An 18,122-nucleotide genomic window follows, 5' to 3' on the forward strand; every position below is an offset into this window, starting at 1 on the left:
CCCAAGAACCCGCCCGCCGTGCGCCCCAGCTCCGGGTTTGTCTTCAGCCTGGACGAAGGCAAAACCTCGATCGCATCGGACACGCTCACCCAGGCCTGGGGACGCGCCCGCGAAAAGGCGGGAGTGACCGACGCCACCCTGCACGACCTGCGCCACACCCGTATTACCGAGCTGGCCAACTTGCTGCCTATGCATCAGGTTATGCAGCTCTCTGGGCACAAGACCACCCAGATGCTGACCCGCTACTACAACCCCGATATGCAAGACCTGGGCGAGCTTTTTGAGGTCACGAAAGCAGCGGCTGCAAAAGCCCAGCGGGACTACCTAAAAAAGACAGGGAAGAAAAACGGCAGTTGACTTCGCCTTTGCGTGTGCTATGGCTTGCAACGGGACGGGGTTTCTTACTCCTTTTCCCTGTTCCATTAAGCCCCCGAGCTGCAGGCCTCCTCCCCCGGTTGTTCGGGGGCTTTTTTAGCTCACTTGCGCTTTCCTGAAAATCCACTACTCCTGAAAGAATCCATTGATCTTTCTGGGAGGAAAGCATGCAGCCCCGTTTTACCATTGCCGCCGTTCTGGCTTGCCTGGCCTTGGCCGGGTGTTCGACCGTTCAACCCAACCCCAAGCCCACCCCGCCTCGGGTTTACCAAGCCCCAAAGCCGCACGGTGCCATTTACCGTTTCTTCCACCCGAAAAGCGAGAGGGTGTGGAAAGGGGTTTCCCCAGCGCTGCGGGAAAAGGTGGAAGCTGTCCAGGCCCAGCTGGCCGCGGAAGGGTTTGATGTGCGGCCCGTGGAAGGGTATCGAAGCCCCGAGCGACAGGCGGCCCTGCTTGCCTCCGGGTCCGGCGTGACCAGCGTTGGGGCGTTCTCCAGCTGCCACAACTTCGGGCTGGCCTTGGATGCCGCTGTGTTCGTCAACGGGGAGCCAAGCTGGAACCTGGGCGATGCCCATGTAATGGCCGGCTATCAACGCTTTGGAGAGCTGGCGGAGATCGTGGGGCTGAACTGGGGCGGCCGGTGGACCAGCCCGAAAGACTATCCCCACGTCGAGCTGAAAGCCGAGTGCGGCCAAGCCAAGTGGGCCTACCGGCAGGGACGCAAGCCGGGCGCGTTTCCTCCGGTGACCGGGGAGCCCTCCTCAGAAGTGCTGGCCCGTGCGCTGGCACCGGCTTGGTGTCCTACTGGCATGGAAACGGCGTGCTTGGCCTGGGGCAATGAAAACCGGATGGCTTGGAACTGGACGCTTCCGGCTCGGGTTTGTGTCGGCACCTTTCCTAACACCTTGAAAAAGATCGCCTGATCGCCTTGCGGAAATGAAATCGCCTGCTATGGATGAAGTATCAATCTATACTCGGGAGGGTTTTCATGTCTTCGCTTCGCGCATCCATCTTAACGGCACTGGTCGGTCTCGCTGTCGTTGCAATCCCCAGCGCCCCAGCGGCTGCTCAAACGGCTCAGAACACTTATATCGCCGGTGACGGAAACGAGTCCATCACCAGCAAGCATTTGTTGAATGGCGTTTTGGTGGGAACGAACAACACCATGCATTCGGCCGCAGATCTTCTTTCGGCTTTCACTGTGATGGGCAGCAACAATGCGATTGATACGGCAGGTATCGTTTTCGGAAACAACAACTCTCAGTCCTCCCCCACCCCAGGCCTTGCCTCGGGATCGCTGCAAGTTGGCCGCGACAATACAGTGGAGGGCGAGAGCAACACCCAGCTTGGCCAGAACAACACGACGGCGGGCTCCACCAACACGACCATCGGGATGGGCAACGAAATCGAGGGCAACCAGAACCTGATCACGGGGATCCTGGTCACCACGAAAGGAAGCGGGAACGCGGTCACGGGGTGGGGAGGACAGGTTGTTGGTGACAACAACGCACACATCGGCACCGGTGGAAGTATCAATGGCAACAACAACGTGACCTTCGGCAACAGCGTCGAAGTTACGGGAAGCAACCAGGTCGTTGGCGGCACATCGGCACGTGGCTTTGCGGACGGGTGCGTTGCACTCGGCGCTGGTTCCCAGTGCTTCGAATCAGACGAGTTCAGCGTTGGAATGACGAACAACGAGCGCCGTGTGACCAATGTTGACGACGGGCGCAACTACACCGATGCAGTGAACGTGAGGCAGGTCGCCGCCGCCGTGAGGACGCTGGGCGCGGGCGCTGACATCGTCAGCGGTCAACTCGTGGAACCCCTCTTCCAGTTCCTCAGCGGCGCAACCTACACCAACGTCGCTGAGGCCATGTATGACCTTGATGGAAGGATTGCCAGTCTCTCGCAGAATCCGGGTGGCACCGCTGGTCCGCAGGGGCCTCAAGGCCCTCAAGGCCCCGCAGGAAAGGATGGCGTGGGCGGCTCTGATGTAACGGCAGGCGCCAACGTGGTAGTCACTACCGACGAAGACGGCACCCAAACCGTGGCGGTCAGCGACAACGTGCAGTTGTCCGACCAAGGCTCTGTTCAGGTCGGCAAGACCACGGTCAACGCCCAGGGCGTGACCGTCCAAGGCGGCCCTTCGGTGACCACTTCGGGCGTCAACGCGGGCAACCAGCGCGTGACCGGCGTGGCTCCGGGGCGCATCGAACGCGGGTCCATGGATGCCGTGAACGGCGGGCAGGTCTATGAAATGCAGCAGGTCTGGGATGACCGCTGGGTCGATACCGACCGCCGTTTGCGGCATCAGGATCGCCGAATCAATGGCCTAGGTGCGCAGATGGGCGCGATGACCCAGATGGCGACGGCTGCTGCGCAGAACGGCGGGGCTGCCGTCGGCCAGGTGAACCTGAATGTGGGCGTTGGCTTCTCGGGTGGCAGTGCTGCGATGGCCGTGGGCTGGGGTGCTCGGGTTTCTAAAAAGGTCAGCGTCTCGGCGGGCCTGTCCTTCGGCTCTGGCAACAAGCCAGTGGCCGGGTTCGGACTGAGCATCAACTTGGGGCGCTAAACGATTGCGTGGCGGGAAAAGGAGGTGATCGTATCTCGGCAAGGGCCCTTTGGGGCCCTCGCCGTTTTTCACAGTCTAAACCGTCAGACAGCCCACACCAGTGACATGGTGAGAACACTCAGCCTGGCAGTTCAGGCTTCGATCAGTAGAGTTTAGTGCCAGTCGCCTTGAACACATGCGCGTTGACAGCACCACCAGTTTTCGCGGCGGCATTCTTTACAAAGCCGAGGTAATCCTGCACTTGAGCCTTGGAGACAGAGGTCTTCGCCTTACCCCGATGAGCGATCTCACCCCGGAGTTCTACAAACTTATCAAGCTTTTCTCTAGCCTTCGCAGCGGTCAACTTTGTTGACCACACCCATTTAGAAGACACTCCATGGAGGCCTATCGCGGATTCAAAAAGATCATCGATATTCTTCCATTTCGGGGTGTTTAGCTTCCTATCCCTCGCCTCTTTCAACGAAGCCATATGGTCGCGGAGATATTGCCGCCACTTGTCGTCAGAGACAGACCAAATTGCCAGATCGTTTACATCTGCCTTCAGCTTTCTCGCAACGATCTTCTTAATTTCCTTTGGAAGTGCCTCCGCACTGGCTGCATTTGCAACAATGCACTCCAACCCCTCCGCCGCGATGTCTTCACAGTATGCTTCCCAGAACGAAGTCAACAGCACGATCGCTGACTTATTGAGCACCTCCAAGTCATAGCGTCGCCCTGGCTTTGCGCCACCAACTGTAGCGTGCAACGTCAGCAAGTTCTCCACGTCCTGCAAATTCTTATCAAAGGCGATTCTAGCTTGACTCGGCATTGCATCTTCCCCCTGATTCCCAATAAAGAATTTTAATCGTGCGCCAGCACTGGCGCTGGTCATCATGACCCTCCGAGCAATGCGGCACACCCATTGTAGGACCACTGAGCTGCAACGGCAGATGTAATGAAGCTACAGTCTTCAGACATTGTCTTGCGGCAACGTTAGCAGGTAGCTATCCGCGAAGAAACCTCCCCCTTGCCACCAACAACCGCAATGAAGTGTGCCACGGTTAGAGCACGTCGTGATCGCTCGCGGGTGGATTTAATAGCCTCTTATGCCGCGTCGCCTATTGCCCTTTCCTTCTTGTCAGGATTGAGGCGTTTGCTAGGCTGCGTTGCCGTAAAAAGAACGCGACCAGTGGCCGCGCCTCAACGCAAACGCGGCGTGGAGAGAAGAGCATCTGGGCGGCATGGCCGCCCAGCCTGCTGCTCACAACGAGAAGCCCTGCGTTTGCTTCGGGGACTGCGCCGGCAGCTTGGGAGAGACCTGGCGCGCCCGCCGCAACGGCTCCAGCACCTCCAGCAGCCAACGGGCCTTGCGTTCGCCCTCGATCATCTGCGGTTGTGGGCGTTCCGCGTGCTCCTTCAGCAGCGCGTCGAGCTTGCCCTGGATGCCCGTTCGCTGGGCGGCTGGGCGTTGGGTGGTGGGACGTGCAGCTGCCTCAGAGAGCTGGACAACCGGCCGTTGCGGATCGTCTTTCAGTCCCGCGTCCAGCACGGTCTCTTTGAGGCGTTCCAGCCCCAGACGTTCGTTCAACCGCTCCACGTCATCGGACGTCGCATACATGCGGTAGGAACCCTTCGTGAGTCGGGTGTAGGCCACCAGGGCGCTGTGGGCGTCGAGCATGCCCAGGTTCGCCAGGTGGTATACCTCCCGCTTCCCTTGGCCTTGGCTCTTGTGAACCGTCCCGGCGTAGGAGTGCGTCAACGCCTTCATCTCATGGCTGTTGAACGTCAAGCGCCGCCCATCTCCCTTCGTCTCCGAGCGAATGGAAGCCGTGATGTCGTAGCCGCCCGCCCTTGAGGGCTTGATGTTGTCCACCACGGCCTGGGTGCCATTGATGACCCCCAGGTCCTTATTCTTCGCGGTGAAGACGATCTGATCGCCTTTAGACAAGGCCAAGTCGAACTTGCGCCCTTTGTCTCGGGCCTCGATCACCACCTCGTTCTGGTCCAGCTCACCACGCTCCTTCAACCCAGCGCGGATGCCGGCATTGAGCGCGGCCACGTCTGCACGGGTGTGGGCGATGACCAGCTTTTCGCTCATGGGCGCCGGGTCTTCGAAGTAGTCGTGCAGTAGCCTCTCGCGGGCTTCCTTCTCCGTCGCCGTTTCGCGGATGGTGTCGAGCAATCGGGCCTTGATCTCGTTGCCCTTGTCGAGGGTCTGGGCCCGGGAACGGCTGGCCTTCTTCAAGTCGATGACCTGGCCGTTTTCGTCGGTGGCGTAGAACGACAACGCGGTTTCTCGGTCTTCCTGTTTGCCCTGGCGTCGGATCTCCGTGAGTTTGGCGTCGCCCACTGCGCTCTTGGTCAACTGAAAGCCGGACCCAGCCCCGATGGGCTGAAGCTGTTCCACGTCCCCCTGCATAATGACCTTCGCCCCGGCCTTGGCTGCGTAGCTGAAGAGCTTGTGGGTGTCCCTCGCATCCACCATGCCCGCCTCGTCCACCACGATGACATCGGTCTTGCGGAACTGCATCTTCCCTGCGTCTAGCTCGTAGAGCATTTGGGCCATGGACACGCTGCTCATTCCGCTTTCCGCCTCCAGCTTCTCGGCTGCGGCGTTGGAAACGCAGACGCCCAGCAGCTCAAATCCTTGGCTTTCGTAAGCTGCCCGAAAACACTCACTGATCGTCGTTTTACCGGTTCCGGCGAGCCCCGAGAGATTGCAAACGCCCCCGCTGCCCTGGGTGATGTGGTCCAGCGCGTGGCGCTGCTCTTTGGAGAGTTGGAAGCCCTTGGCTTTCTCGTAATCCTCCACCACCCGGTCGACGTCGGCTTGGGGCACGTGGTGATGGGTTTCTTTGGCTCGGTCAATCGCGAAACCCACCACTTCTTGTTCGATCTGCAGCATCCACGGGGCGCAGTAGCGCTCCTGCGTGTGGCGCCGGGCCAGTGAATCGCCCTTGTCGTCGTCGTGCAGACGCATGGGGTTCACATGCACCAGGTTGCTCTCCTTCTTGAATGCCTCCACCAGATCGTAGAGTTCCGGCACGCTGACACTGCCGGCGTGTTCCTGGCCCAGCACTTCCAGGAGGTTGTGATCGCAGAAGATGGCGTCCTTGTCGTGGAGCCGCTCCAGCAGTTCCGCGGGGGATTTCTTCTCCATTTCGTGCGCGTTGCCCTTGGCCTGCTTGAGGCTCTCAGTGCTCACGTCGAAGCCTTTCAGCGTCTCCTGCCAAAGCTCGATCAGCTCGTGGTAAGGCGGCTCATCCTTGTCTTTGCGGGTGGCCAACGTGGCTTGCTGGTTGGAGACGTTGTGCTTGGCCGCGTAAGCCAGGATCTCCTTGCGGCGGTTGCCGTAGCGCCCCATGACCTCTTCGTCCAGGCCAGCGATCCGTGCGTAGACACGTCCGGTTTCCTGACCGTCGTCGTCCAGCTCACGAATCCGGTCCACCTCATATCCCAATGCCTTCATGCCGTGGTAGAGCTCGGTCTTGTAAACCTCATCCATGGCCTTCCGGTAGCGAAAGATCTCCGACGCATCCAGCGTGGCCTCTTCGCCGTCGTTGCCCAAGGAAAGGTTGTAAAGCAGGTTGTGGGTGTGGAGGTTCGGGCCCATCTCCCCGGTGGCCTCGTCGGCGCGGGCGGCGTAGTGGTGGTGGCTGCTCCAAATCAACCCGTCCACCCCGATTGCATCCTTGCCGGCTTTGTTGCGTCGGGTTTCAGACATGGCTTCAAAGGCTTCCATCGCCCGCTGGACCGCATTGCGGTGCGCGGCATGGATGGCTTCTTGTTCTGCCGGATCGGACGCCAGGGCGAACGCAACGCTGATATCCAGTGGCGCGCTGATTGTCAGGTCAAAACCGATCCGATGCCCGCCTGCCAGGTAAGTCACGTCCTTGCCGTCCTTCTGCAACGGCTGCCCCGTTTTGTCCTTCCTCACTCGGATCTGGCCGCGGTCGCCTGCGTTGTGGCAAAGCGCCCGCCCCGTCTTGGGGTCAAACCCGTCGGTGAGGGGCAGCATCAACTCCTTGGTGGCGCGCTGTTCGGCCAGGCCCAGGTGCTTCGCCATTCCGCCGTAGAAACGGGACTCGGCGGCGTCACTCGGGGCTGGCAAGTCATAGTAGCCCACCACCCGGCGAGCCTTCTCCCGGGCGAGTTCCTGGGCAAGCAGGTAGTCAATGGACGCGCAGCCGCCCTGGGTTCCGCTGGCATTTCGCTTGAGTGTGGTCGCGTTGATCATAGGCCCCTCGTTTGCGTGTTCACTTCCACATGCATAGCAAAAATGATCGAATGAGCAATACGCTACTGGGGCTTCCCGTGATCTATTTCTTCATAGAAGAGACCAACGAACAGGTAAAGGTTGGGCGTGCTAAAGACATTGAGCGACGTCGTAGAAATCTACAGACAGGCAACCCAAGGGAGCTGAAACTCCTTGGGTGGATTCGCACTGATGACGATGTGCGTGTCGAAAGAGAAATACATCAACGCCTGAAGACCCTCCGTGGTCGAGGCGAGTGGTTTCATCTCGACCCAGCTGATGTCCTTCCAATCCTGTCGCACTTCGGTGTTGACGGCTTCGTAGGGACAACGGAGGACTCATTCGCCATCGTCGGCCATGACCGAGATGGCATAGCTGAATACATGGGTGTCTGGAACTGGGGCGACCTGGAGTTCGAAGAGTGCTGTCCTTTTTGCGGATCCTTCTGCGGCATGCACTTCCAAGATGCTTCTCACATGTATCACTGCATCAACTGTGACCGACTTGAGAGCTTCGAGTTCTTGTCACCGAACTACGGCCCGGAGGAGGAAGACTGAGATTGATCTACTTGCGGAATATGGCCTCCAGTTCATCGTCGCTGACGGCCCTTAGCTTCGACGGCGTTGCCCCCCGCTTCTGAAGCTCTGCGCTGGCTTGATTGGCGGTCATCTTCAGCACGCGCTGGACCTCGGCAGCGCTTTGCGCGTCGCTCGGCGGCAAGGGCTTTTGCTCAACCGGCTTGGCGCCCTGCTTCGTCCATCGAGCCCGTTTTTGCCCTTCCCGCACTTTCTCGTAACTGACGCCCGGCCAGTCCAGCAGGAGCAAGTCCCCGGTTGTCTGGACTATGGCGCGGATGCCCCAGCGCTCGGGGCCGTAGGCCGTGCCCTTCCGGAAGCCCAGATCGTCGGTGAGGCGCCCCGGCGGCACAACCGCCTTCGATTCTTCATGGACGGTCGCCTTGTCATCATGCGTGCGCCAAGCCACGGTGCGCTTGCCCAGGTTCCGAGAGATTTTTTCCCGGGTCTCGCCCACCTGGAGCTGACACACGATGTGTGTGCCGACCAACCCAGAAAACGCCTGAGCCGTCTTGTCACCGTAGACCTTCTCGACTTGGCTCCAGTCCTGCACGGCCATGCAGGCCACCACGCCTTTCGACCGGCCCAGGGCCAGCAACGGCTCGATGTTGAGCTTGCCAGCGGAAGTGAGCTCATCGAAGAAGAACCCTAGGAATCGCCCGGCTTCATCGTCTGAAAGCGACGGGGAGATGATCTCCGGGACGGCCACGTTGATCATCGCGCTGATGTAACTGCGTGCCAGCACCTCGTCCGGACCCGATTGCACAATGACCTGTTTTCTCCCCTCGTAACTGTCCTTGATCCAATCCAACATGCTGAACATGCGGTCCGGCTTGCGCTCCGGCCACGCCAAGGCCAGGCGCTCGATGACCGCTGTTCCGTTGGCGAGCATGGCCATGCAGCTCGATGTGGTGTTGCTGTCGGGATTGGAGATGAGAGCTGCGGCTCGGGGGTAGTAGAGCGACAGTGCTTTAGCCATCGGTTCAGCGGGACGGGCAACTAACGCGGCCAAGTCTGCCCAACCCCAGTCCTTGCCCTTCGTGGCCTGGAGTTCACGCACGCAACCCTCTAATAGAGCTTGCGCCGCAGACGCCCAGAATGCGCCGCTGCCCTCCTCCGGGGGGATGATGGATTGGGAGAACGCGGCAGCCTGGGTTTGCGTCGCTACGTCCTGGCCGACATCCCAAATCCAACTGCGCTTATCAAACGGACAGACAATCGCTGGCCGTTCAAAGATCGAAGTGAAGTCGCCCTTGATGTCGTAGATAAATGCCTTCCGAGTGTCGAAACGCACCACCTGCTCCAGCAGGTGCTTCAAGATGACGCTCTTACCGCTGCCCACGCTTCCGTAGATGAACATGTGACGGGCCAGCAGCTTCTTGCTGGCGACCCAATCGGGATGGAGCGACAAGGCATGCAGCTCGTCTTCCTGTTCCTTCTTGGTGAGCGAGCGGCGGCGGGCTTCAGCGAGGGCTTCCTTGCCTTGCAACAGTTGAGGCCCGGACACATGCCAAGTATTTGAGCGCGGGGTGAGACCCCTTCGGGTCACCCATGCCGACGCCCACCCAGCCAAGCCCGCCGCAACGCCGACCCGTGCCAACGTGCCAAACGTGGCCTGCTCCTTGGCCACCTCCCAGAATGCAGCGGCAGGCTCTCGGAATGAGATGGTGCCGGTGGCAAGATGGACCAGCGCTGCCAGGCTGCCAGTCAGTGCCTGGCCGTAGTTCATGAGGGTGTGGCTGCTGGGCACCTGCCAGCCCAGCCAGAGCGCCGCGGGATAGGTCAGAGCGGCGACACATGCCCCAGACAGCAGGGCCTGGGGCCAACGGCGGATCTCGCGGCTCGGCTCAATGCTGGGCGGGACCGTCCAGCTCCAGCAGTCATAGACCGTGGATTTGCTCACGTCCCTTCTCCCTCCCCCGATGCACGTCCCCCGGCTTGCGGCCGGCGTTGTCGAGCTGGCCAGGGTCCGCGCCTGCGGCCATGAGCTCCATGCAGCACTGCGCGCGTTTGTGTTGGGCCGCCTCATGTAGGGGAGTCTCCCCACGGGGGTTGCCCAGGGTTGGCTCCGCGCCGGCCTGAAGCAACCGACGAACGATGCCGGGGTGGCCGTGGCGCGCGGCGAGGTGTAGCGGCGTCTCGCCGTTGGCGTCGGGCACATTGGGCTCGGCCTGCATGCGCAAACAGGCCTCCACCCCATCCAGGTTCCCGGTCGTTGTGTTCTCGCAAAGCCAGGTCTGCCAAGGCGCTCCGTAGAGCCCGAGGTGGGGGGTATGCGCATGGGCCGCTGCCAGCACCTGGCTACCATGCATCGTGGTCAGCGCATCTCCATAGGTCGCCTTGACGTGGTCCGCCGCCAGCCGGGCGCGGGCATCGGGGACCTCAAGCCGCCGGAGCAGTTGGGCGATGTCCAGAGGCGGCTGAGACGGCACCGGCAGTTCAGGCAGGACTCGGAGGGTCTGGAGCTGCTTCGCTGCGGCACGGTTCGACTGAACCTGGTCGATGGATTCCCGCAGTTCTCTCAACAGCCCATCCCGCTGCTCGGCCGGGAGCAAGGCGTAAGCGGAGGCTAGGGGCTTGTGGCCCAGCACGCCTGCATGGATGGCTGCGTCGAGCGGGTGAGTGGACAGGTCCGGATCGACCTGAAGCAACGCGGCGTGGCCGCCCTGCCCCAGCTCCAGGGAAATGCGGTTGGAGAAACGGCTGGGGGTCATCACCCAGTCAAAACCCGCGTCGGCCTGGGTGTCCAACCCGAAAACCTGGGCCTCTCGGCAAAACCGCGTGGCCAGGTCCAACACTTCCCGCGCATCGGCGGCAGCGGCGGCCTCGTGATGCTTCCCGTAGAACTGGGCCAGCGTCAGGGGGTGGAGAATGGGATGAAGCAACGGCTCGTGGGGACGATTCAAGAAATCGCCCCCACCGGGGTTGCCTACTGGGTTGTCGTGTTGGGGTTCCATCCCCTTTGCATACCGTCTTTTTCGGTTTTGGCAATCAGCAAGCGATCTTGATGATGAAAGCCGCGCCAATCAAAACCCCGGTTTGCAGGAAAAGCGAAACGGTGTGCAGATCCATCTGCTCCAAATCCTCCTTCAACCACGCCATCATGCCAGCAACCCCGCCACGTTGGCGGCCACGTAGCTCACCACCGAAAACGCGCCCAAAGTGATCAACAGGTTCCCCACATTGTCCACGGCATACTCGTAAGCATCGGCAAAAATATACATAGGGACCTCCCCCGGTTGTGTTTAACTGATTACAGTCAACCACATCTCACAAAACTGGCAACCCTGAAAATCTCGATTGATCGACACTTTTGATGTTTAGTCAAAACCTTTCTTCTCTTTTCCAACCCCCACCCCGCCGCTTTTGACGTTTGCTTTTATGGGTAGATCGATCCACTCACAAACAAGGGAACGCGCCCAACAAAAAGGGCCCCGAAGGGCCCTGGATGCGGCGCGGGGAATGGACCGTCATTGACGGTAGATGTTCTTCTGGACTTGGGCCTCGTGCTTGTCCCAGTCGAAGTTCGCCTCATAGCGCTTCATGAAGTCTGCTTCCTTCTTCGCGCTGGCGGCGTAGTGCGCGTAGCCCAACTTACCAGGCCCCATGGTTTGCTGCCGCTGGGCCGCAGTCAGCATGGGGATGTTTTCCCCCAAGGATTGCCCCCCGTCCTTCTGCTGGCGCTTCTGTCGCCATTCGTCCACGGTGCTGAACACCACTTGGGCGTGCTTGTCTTTGGGCGCGTCTTCAGCGCGCTGCTGCACCTGTGCGTGCAAGCGCTCTCGTGCGTCGGTGATCTCGTCGGGCTTGGCTTGCTTGGCCCAGTCCAAAACGGCTTGTTGCTTCTCCTGGATATCGGCCTGGTCCTTCGCCAGCGACTGGTCGAAGACTGCTTTCTTCTGCGGTTGGTGGTCGTTTGGACGCTCTCCGGCCAGCTTGGCTCGCCGTTTATCGCGAGCGCCCAGCAGGTCGTTGAAGACGTCGAAGTGGGCATTGCTCATAAAGTCCTCCTTCAAGGAAATGGATGGTTAGGTCAGCATTGATCGATTTTGGGAAAGGGCAAGGGTTGCCTTGCCCTTTTTGGGCTCAGTCGTTGGGCATCATCTCGGCCAAGTCCGTGCGGCTCACGCCTGCCCGGCAGAGCGAGACAATCGCATTGCCGCGTGCAGCGGTCAGGGCCGGGTATTCCTCTTCCAGGAAGAGCGGCAGGACCTCCCGCTTGCCCCCTGTGGGCATGTCGATGTCCCGTGCCAGCTCCTCTTGGCCCACCGTGTCTTCAGCCCCGACGCGCCATTTGCGCCCCGTCGCCGGATCCACGCGAAGCGCGCTCAAGCGGCCTGCGCCCTGCATCAGCATTTGCTCGTAGGCCGCTGCATAGGGGTGGTTCGGGTCGTTGAGAACGCTGTGGCGGAAGTTGGTCAAGCCACCCGAGAAATCGATGCCACGCGTCGGCTCCTTGAAGGTGGTCAACTGAGCCTTGCCCAGCCGCTTCATCAAGTAGTTGCGTGTGACAAACGAGTGGTTGAGCGCGATGACCGATTGCATGGTGTTGGCCAGCAAATCGGCTTCGTTCTCCGACCCGTAGGTGTTGATAAGGCTGTCGTGGCCCTGCACCGCGATCACCGGCATCAACCCCAGGCTTCGGGAGGTGCTGAAGAGCAGCACGTCGTCCGAAGTCAGCAGCAAATGCGCCTCGTCCATCATCAGCAGCACGTCGGTTTGGCCCGGCAGCATTTCGCGCCACTTGTCGCCGTGCGCCCCGCGTGCCCGAATGCCGTTCATGACACGCTGCTTGAGCAACCGCTGCATCATGTCGCCCGCTTCGCCGAACTGCGTGGGGGGCAGGAACAAGCCCACGAACTTTCCGTAAAGCGCTTGGGAGACGTCCACTTCCCCATGTTCAACGGAATGCCACGGGATGTCATCCGCCGTCCGGAGCTTTTCACCCCGAAGCAGTTTTTCGATGAGCCCCCGCGAGTTCAACGTGAAGGACTGGCGCTGCTCCTTATGCATTGCGGGAACGCCCAGCAATGCCCATTCCAGCGAGCTTTGCAGCTGGGACATGGGACGCAGCAAGTCGGGATGGACGGTCTCGGACCGGGTGGCCAAGCGGTTGTGGTAGTCCCGGGAGTAGGCGGCATAGGCCTCCCGCTCTTCGTCCGTGCTAGACGTATCCGGGCGCTCCAACCCCAACCAGTTCACCAACTCCAGCACGCGAGCGCTGGCAATCTCCCCGCCACGCGGGGTCGGCACCACCTGCTCGACCATCGCCAACAGCTTGGCATGGTGGAATGGGGTGTAGAACCAGTTTCGGGAAGCCTCCGCTACGATCGCGTAGGTGCCCATCTGCTCTTCCACGCGAGCCAGCGCCGCTTCCAGGTCTTCCAAGCCCATGCCGCGCTTCTCCAGCTCTTCCCGCTCCAACAGCATCATCAACCGGGCGTGCTCCAGCCCTTCCAGCTTGGCGATGCAGAAGTTTCGGTAGGCCTGCTCATGCTGGCATGCGGCTTTTAGGATGATGCCGGTGTGGAAGAGGAAGGCGTCGCCACCATCGCTCCAGAGCTTGGACTTCTCATCGACCTTGCCACCGGTCGCGCCGCGAAGAGCCTTGGTGATTTGATCGGGCTCCAGGCCCTCGTAGGGGGCCACCGACATGCCTGCGCGCACGACGATATCAAACGCGTCCTTGCCCAAATCGGAGATGATGGCGCCGTCCTTCGCGTCCAGGATGAGTGCTCCACCCCCGCTGCGCTTCGCATCAAGAACGGTCTCGCCCGCGGCGCTCCCCTTCAGTTCATTCCGCAGTCCTACGGCCAATGCGGACTCGCGATAGCGACGGGCCAACGGCCGCAGCACGCTGAAGGACTTGCCCGAACCGATACGCCCGTAGACGATCAGGCCTTGGGTCAGGTCGCGCCAGGACAGCATCATCACCGTGCCCTTGTCCGGCGCAAAGCCATGGCCGCGGTCGTTCAGGTGACCAGACGCTCGACCCACCTTCAAAAGCGGGGTCTTGTCGCGCAACGCTTCGGCAGCCTGCTGCTCGCGGGCCTTCACGTGGGACTTGGACAGGGCCCCCTGGGTCGCCAGGTTGTTGTCCAAGTTCTGCAGATAGAGGCGAGCGGCCGTTTGAACGAAGTTGCCTTCCGTGAACTGCAGGGCATACATGGCCGCGATCACAAACGCCACGGCCACGCCCATTCCGTCCGGGAGAAGGGAGCCGATCCCCACCAGGGCCAAGATCACCACCATCCACTTCATCATCTGAATGAAGCGCTCGGCGGTTCCGCCCAGCACGCCCCGGTGGGGATGCGAGGCCGCACTCAGGAAGGCCGCGAACAACAGCAGGCCAGGAATGGTCAAGATCAGAAGAACGATGCCCGCCATTTTGGCAAAGCCCGCAGCGACCGCCATCATCCCCGCTCCCGTGTTCATCGGGTCAACCGCTGCTTGCCCCATGCTGGCCGCGTCCACTTGGAGCGCGGACGACAACGCCGCCGAAGCGGTTGCAATCAGCACGGGCAGCACCATCAGGGCCAGGCCCTTGAAGGCTTCCTTCATCCCTTCCGCTTGCTTCAACGCAACAAAGTAAGGAATCGCGGCCAGCAGCACCACGTAACTAAAAGCGCCAATGAGCGAGCCCAAGAAGTATTGAACCGCACCGATCAGCGGGAAGGCCAGATACATCAGCGAGGTTGCAGTGCTGTCGCCGCCCAGCGCCATGTCGTCCCCCAGCACGAAGCCTTCGGCACGACGTCCTTCCTTGGTGATGATCATGCGGGCCTGGGTGTTGCGCAGATCCTCCGGAACCTTCGGCCACCACGGATGGAACTGGTCCAGATCCAGTTCTTCGGGCACAACCAGTGCCATCTCTTTCTCGTCGAAAACAGCGCCCGCTTCGACCGCCATGTCTACGTCCTCCGGGGGAACGTCCAGCACGCGGCTCTTCACGCGGTCGCTCACGTCAAAGCGCCCGACCAAGTTTTCGTAGCGGTCATTGCCGTCCAGAATGATTTGCTCCAGCGTGCTCGACGCTTGATCGTCCTTCTTGAACAGCTTGCGGCCAATACCGACCGTCCAATCCATCAGCGATAGCAACATGCTCAGTGCCTCCCGTTGTTGTTGTTGTTGGTTTGAGATAGCGCCTGACACGCCACGATTTCCTGAGGCGTGATGGTGCCGCTCGTCCATTTCTTTTTGCACTCGTTCAACGACAACGAGGGCGCGAGTTGGATCGCCGCCGGCGAAGGGCGTGTTCCTTTCACTTTGTTGACGACCAATGCCCCAAAGCAAAGGGCCACGCACGCGGCGGAGGTGACAAGAAAGCCGGCTTTGGACACATGTTTTTCGCTGGCGTGCCGAACCTGGCTGGCGCGCAGGGCGTCCATCCTCCAGGCATCAAAGTCCTCATCGTTTGCCACCGGCATCTTCCGGTCCGCCCGCAGGTAGTAATACGAGGTCAGGACGTTCTCTCGGCAATCGGAGAGCCCAAATCTTTCTGGGTTACCAATGAAAAATCGCCCATGCAGGTTGAGCCACTTCGATCCGAAGTGGAGCTTTCCGGGCTTTCGATACTGCGTAAACAACCACCCAAACATTTTTCCTCCCATCTTTCATGGATACACATTCTTTCTAGCAAGGCTTTCGATAAGCGCAAGCACCTCACCTGATCTTTTCTGCCCACGCGTCGATATCGCTGTTGGCTTGGTCCTGCCAATCGTTTTTCGGCTCGGGTTTAGCAACAGGCTTGGGGGCCGGCTTGGGCTTTGCAGCTGGTTTCGAAACCGGCACCGGCTTTGACGCCGGGGCAGTTGCCGGGGTCTGGGCCTTAGGTGGCTCTGCCAGCACCGGGGCTTCCACAACCGGGGCAGCGACCGCGGCCTTCTCTTCCACCGGGGCAGTCACGGGCTTGGGCTCCTCGACCTGGGGCGGCGCGGATACAACCGGAGCAACTGGCACGGCGACGGGGGCCGGGGCAGTCACTGCTGCAGCCGGTTTGTCTTGGAGCGGAGCGGTTTCGCTGGAGCGGTGAGTGGTCCACCACGCCAACGCCCCACCCAGCACAAGGACGGCCACGCCCGACCCAGCCAGAAGTTGCCAGCCCTTCTTGTTGCTGGCCTTCGCCGACGCCTCACCGGCCGGATTGGCCTTGAGGGCTTCCGGTTTCACCGGGGCCCGGGTCGACGTCGCCTTGGGGGCCGGTGCCGGGGCTTGAGCTGACTTGCTCGGTTCGGGGTTCGGAACAGACGGGGCCACCAGCTCGGCCGGCACTGGAGCGGCAGGCGTTGCGTCCACGGCTTCACTGACGGCAGGCGCAGGAGCGCTGACCGGCTCTTTGATGACAGGCGCGGGGCCTGCTTCTGGTTCTGGTGTCGGCTCGGGAACCACCTCCTCAACAACCGGCTCGGGCGCTTCGGGAGCGGAATCAGTTTGAACGGGCTCGGGCTCAATCACCCGCGGCTCGGGCTGGGCAGTCGCTTCTTGCTCGACCAACGCTTGGGCGCGCTCGGCCTCCAAGCGCGCGTTCTCGGCGGCTTCGGCTTCCCTGCGCGCCTTGGCCTCTTCCGCACGCCGGGCCAACGCTTCTTGCGCCTCTCGCCCCTTCTCAGCGGCGACCGAGGCCGCTTGCTTGGTTTTGTCTGCCAAGGCTTTGCCAAAACTTGCAGCCAGCCGGCCTGCGGTTTTCAAGTTTTCTTTTGTCGCATCGCTGACGAGCTTCTCCGCGTCCGTGGGCGCGGTGGTCTTGGCTTGTGCTGCTTTGGCGAGCAGCTCGCGCTGCTTGCGTTGTTTGATGAGTTCTTCGGGTGTCATGGTTCCTCCCAGGCGCTTGAAAAAGATTTGAGCCAAGGGGCTTTCGCCCCCCCAGCTCTCGGTTGGCTTAGCGAACGTCGGGGATCGGCGAAACCGTGATGGCGTAATCGCCCCGGCCGCACTGGTCATCGACCGTGGCGTTCTGAAGCGCGCCGCGCTTTGCCAGCTCAACGACCGGCACCTGGCACACGGCGGTGTCCGCACCGCTGAAGGAGACCGTCAGCTTTTCCTTGCTCGCCTTCAGGAGCGCGGCCAGCTTGTCCAGCGTGGCAGCGGTCTTGGCACTCACCGGCTGCATGTCAGCGGCCGGATAACGGATGACCAGCTTGTCCAAGGCTTCGGCCTGGCCGTCCTTGGCTTCAACGGTCTTGGTATGCACCTGAGCATCCAGCCCCGCAGCCTTGGCAGCGTCGGCCACTGCTTGGGCTTCCTGGACCTGCGCGCGATACGACGCGACCCCGCCAACGACCGCGCCGGCAGCGCACGCCGTCAGGGCCTTGTCTTTCTTGCCGGTCAGCAGAGCGATGCCTGCACCGGCAGCGCAGCCAATCCCGCCCACCTTGAACAGGCGCAGCTTGTCGGTCTTCTTCTGGGGTTCGGGCTGGGGGGTGTCCTGGGCAAACGAAAGCCCCGGAGCCAGCAACGCGGCGATGGTGAGAGTGAGGATGAAACGCTTCATGGGTATGCCTCCTTATGAGGTAGTTGGGAAAGGGGTTAGTAGGGCTTGGGAGGCAGGAACGCCGGATTGGCTACCGGCCCACGGCTTGCTGCTTTGGTGGCCGGTTGCTTGGAGAGGGTTTCGGCGTCGGGTTCTTGCTGCGCCAGGAACTGGGAAAACGCTTGAAGGGTTTTCACCACCAGGTCCTCGTTGGCCTGAAGCGCCGCGCTCTGCTCCGCTCGCAAGTCAGCCAGCGCGCTTTCTAGGGCAAGGGCATTCCGCGTTTCGGATTCGCGGACCGTGGCTCGGATGTCGCCCAACGCATCGGACGCCTCCAGCCCCTGAACCACGCCCCGGTTCTTTTCCAAGACCGCCAGGCGCAAATACTTGTTCAAGGAAACGCCTTGCTCTTTCGCGCAATACCGCGCGCTCTCCAACTCATCGGGAGCGATGCTGAAAGATTTGGTTAGAAGCGACGGACGACCCACTTAACCCCCTGCAATGAAAATCCATACCCAATGGATTAGCAGGAGTTTTTGGAAGCGCAAGTGGGCTAAGCCGTTTTTCTGCTGTTTTGCTGGGATGCCGGCCATTTTTCAGCCGAACTGTTGGCCAAGTTGTTAGCCAAGGCTAAAAGAAAGGCGCCGCAAGGCTTGGATGGGTGGAAACGCTGCGCGTTTCTAGCCAAGCCGGAAAAACACTTCAGTGCGACTTGTGTATGGCCTACTCCCTTCACCCTTCGGAAAACCTTGAACGGTGAATGGGCAGCCAATCTCTTCCCCCGCAGTCCTCCCCCAGTTTTTGCTCCCCTGCTCTTGCCCTTCCGCTTTTCCCCGGTAGAAGTTTAGGAAAGCCCGATCCTCAACAAACCCGGAGACCCCTATGCCCCTCACC

Annotated in this window: 15 protein-coding genes; 4 read left to right on the forward strand and 11 right to left on the reverse strand. The window is 60.9% G+C overall.

The window, feature by feature from the left end; all coding sequences use genetic code 11:
• The 3 genes from ARC63_RS00005 to ARC63_RS00015 all read left to right on the forward strand — a co-directional run.
• The coding region (locus ARC63_RS00005; RefSeq protein WP_231298553.1) for a tyrosine-type recombinase/integrase at positions 1–357 on the forward strand (357 nt) is incomplete at its 5' end.
• A 185-nt stretch (positions 358–542) separates the two neighbouring features.
• Positions 543–1,298 (forward strand): M15 family metallopeptidase, encoded by a 756-nt coding sequence (locus tag ARC63_RS00010; RefSeq protein ID WP_057502215.1) that lies wholly within the window; start codon positions 543–545, stop codon positions 1,296–1,298.
• Between the two features lie 65 nt (positions 1,299–1,363).
• Positions 1,364–2,950, forward strand: coding sequence for a YadA-like family protein (locus ARC63_RS00015; protein WP_158003709.1), 1,587 nt, complete (start codon positions 1,364–1,366; stop codon positions 2,948–2,950).
• Between the two features lie 142 nt (positions 2,951–3,092).
• Here ARC63_RS00015 and ARC63_RS00020 read toward each other — a convergent pair whose 3' ends face one another.
• Positions 3,093–3,821, reverse strand: a complete 729-nt coding sequence (locus ARC63_RS00020; protein ID WP_139042346.1) for a HEPN domain-containing protein — start codon at positions 3,819–3,821, stop codon at positions 3,093–3,095.
• A gap of 369 nt (positions 3,822–4,190) precedes the next feature.
• Positions 4,191–7,166, reverse strand: a complete 2,976-nt coding sequence (mobF, locus tag ARC63_RS00025) for a MobF family relaxase (RefSeq protein ID WP_057502218.1) — start codon at positions 7,164–7,166, stop codon at positions 4,191–4,193.
• A gap of 77 nt (positions 7,167–7,243) precedes the next feature.
• Between mobF and ARC63_RS00030 the strand changes: the two genes are divergently transcribed.
• The gene (locus ARC63_RS00030) at positions 7,244–7,741 is read left to right on the forward strand and encodes a GIY-YIG nuclease family protein (protein ID WP_057502224.1); all 498 of its coding nucleotides are present in this window, start codon (positions 7,244–7,246) and stop codon (positions 7,739–7,741) included.
• A gap of 7 nt (positions 7,742–7,748) precedes the next feature.
• Here the strand turns inward: ARC63_RS00030 and ARC63_RS00035 are convergent, their stop codons facing one another.
• The 9 genes from ARC63_RS00035 to ARC63_RS00070 all read right to left on the reverse strand — a co-directional run bounded on the left by ARC63_RS00035 (position 7,749) and on the right by ARC63_RS00070 (position 17,623).
• Complete coding sequence (locus ARC63_RS00035) at positions 7,749–9,662, reverse strand: type IV secretion system DNA-binding domain-containing protein (protein ID WP_057502219.1); 1,914 nt, start codon at positions 9,660–9,662, stop codon at positions 7,749–7,751.
• A complete protein-coding gene (locus ARC63_RS00040) occupies positions 9,640–10,665 on the reverse strand; it encodes an ankyrin repeat domain-containing protein (protein ID WP_158003710.1) in 1,026 nt (341 codons plus the stop codon). The genes ARC63_RS00035 and ARC63_RS00040 overlap by 23 nt, the downstream gene beginning before the upstream one ends.
• A gap of 195 nt (positions 10,666–10,860) precedes the next feature.
• The gene (locus ARC63_RS23765) at positions 10,861–10,983 is read right to left on the reverse strand and encodes a hypothetical protein (protein WP_254918208.1); all 123 of its coding nucleotides are present in this window, start codon (positions 10,981–10,983) and stop codon (positions 10,861–10,863) included.
• Between the two features lie 246 nt (positions 10,984–11,229).
• Positions 11,230–11,760 (reverse strand): hypothetical protein, encoded by a 531-nt coding sequence (locus ARC63_RS00045; RefSeq protein ID WP_024957452.1) that lies wholly within the window; start codon positions 11,758–11,760, stop codon positions 11,230–11,232.
• An 85-nt stretch (positions 11,761–11,845) separates the two neighbouring features.
• Entirely contained in the window at positions 11,846–14,860 is a 3,015-nt protein-coding gene (locus ARC63_RS00050) for a TraM recognition domain-containing protein (protein ID WP_057502221.1), read from the reverse strand.
• A gap of 2 nt (positions 14,861–14,862) precedes the next feature.
• Positions 14,863–15,357: a hypothetical protein gene (locus tag ARC63_RS00055; protein ID WP_064968313.1), complete on the reverse strand. Its 495-nt coding sequence runs from the start codon at positions 15,355–15,357 to the stop codon at positions 14,863–14,865.
• Between the two features lie 64 nt (positions 15,358–15,421).
• The gene (locus tag ARC63_RS00060) at positions 15,422–16,570 is read right to left on the reverse strand and encodes a hypothetical protein (protein WP_057502222.1); all 1,149 of its coding nucleotides are present in this window, start codon (positions 16,568–16,570) and stop codon (positions 15,422–15,424) included.
• A gap of 67 nt (positions 16,571–16,637) precedes the next feature.
• Complete coding sequence (locus ARC63_RS00065) at positions 16,638–17,249, reverse strand: hypothetical protein (RefSeq protein ID WP_057502223.1); 612 nt, start codon at positions 17,247–17,249, stop codon at positions 16,638–16,640.
• 35 nt (positions 17,250–17,284) lie between these two features.
• A complete protein-coding gene (locus tag ARC63_RS00070) occupies positions 17,285–17,623 on the reverse strand; it encodes a hypothetical protein (RefSeq protein WP_136191681.1) in 339 nt (112 codons plus the stop codon).
• Positions 17,624–18,122 lie beyond the last annotated feature (499 nt).

It is taken from the genome of Stenotrophomonas geniculata ATCC 19374 = JCM 13324 (genome assembly GCF_001431625.1).
Taxonomy (GTDB): Bacteria; Pseudomonadota; Gammaproteobacteria; order Xanthomonadales; family Xanthomonadaceae; genus Stenotrophomonas; species Stenotrophomonas geniculata.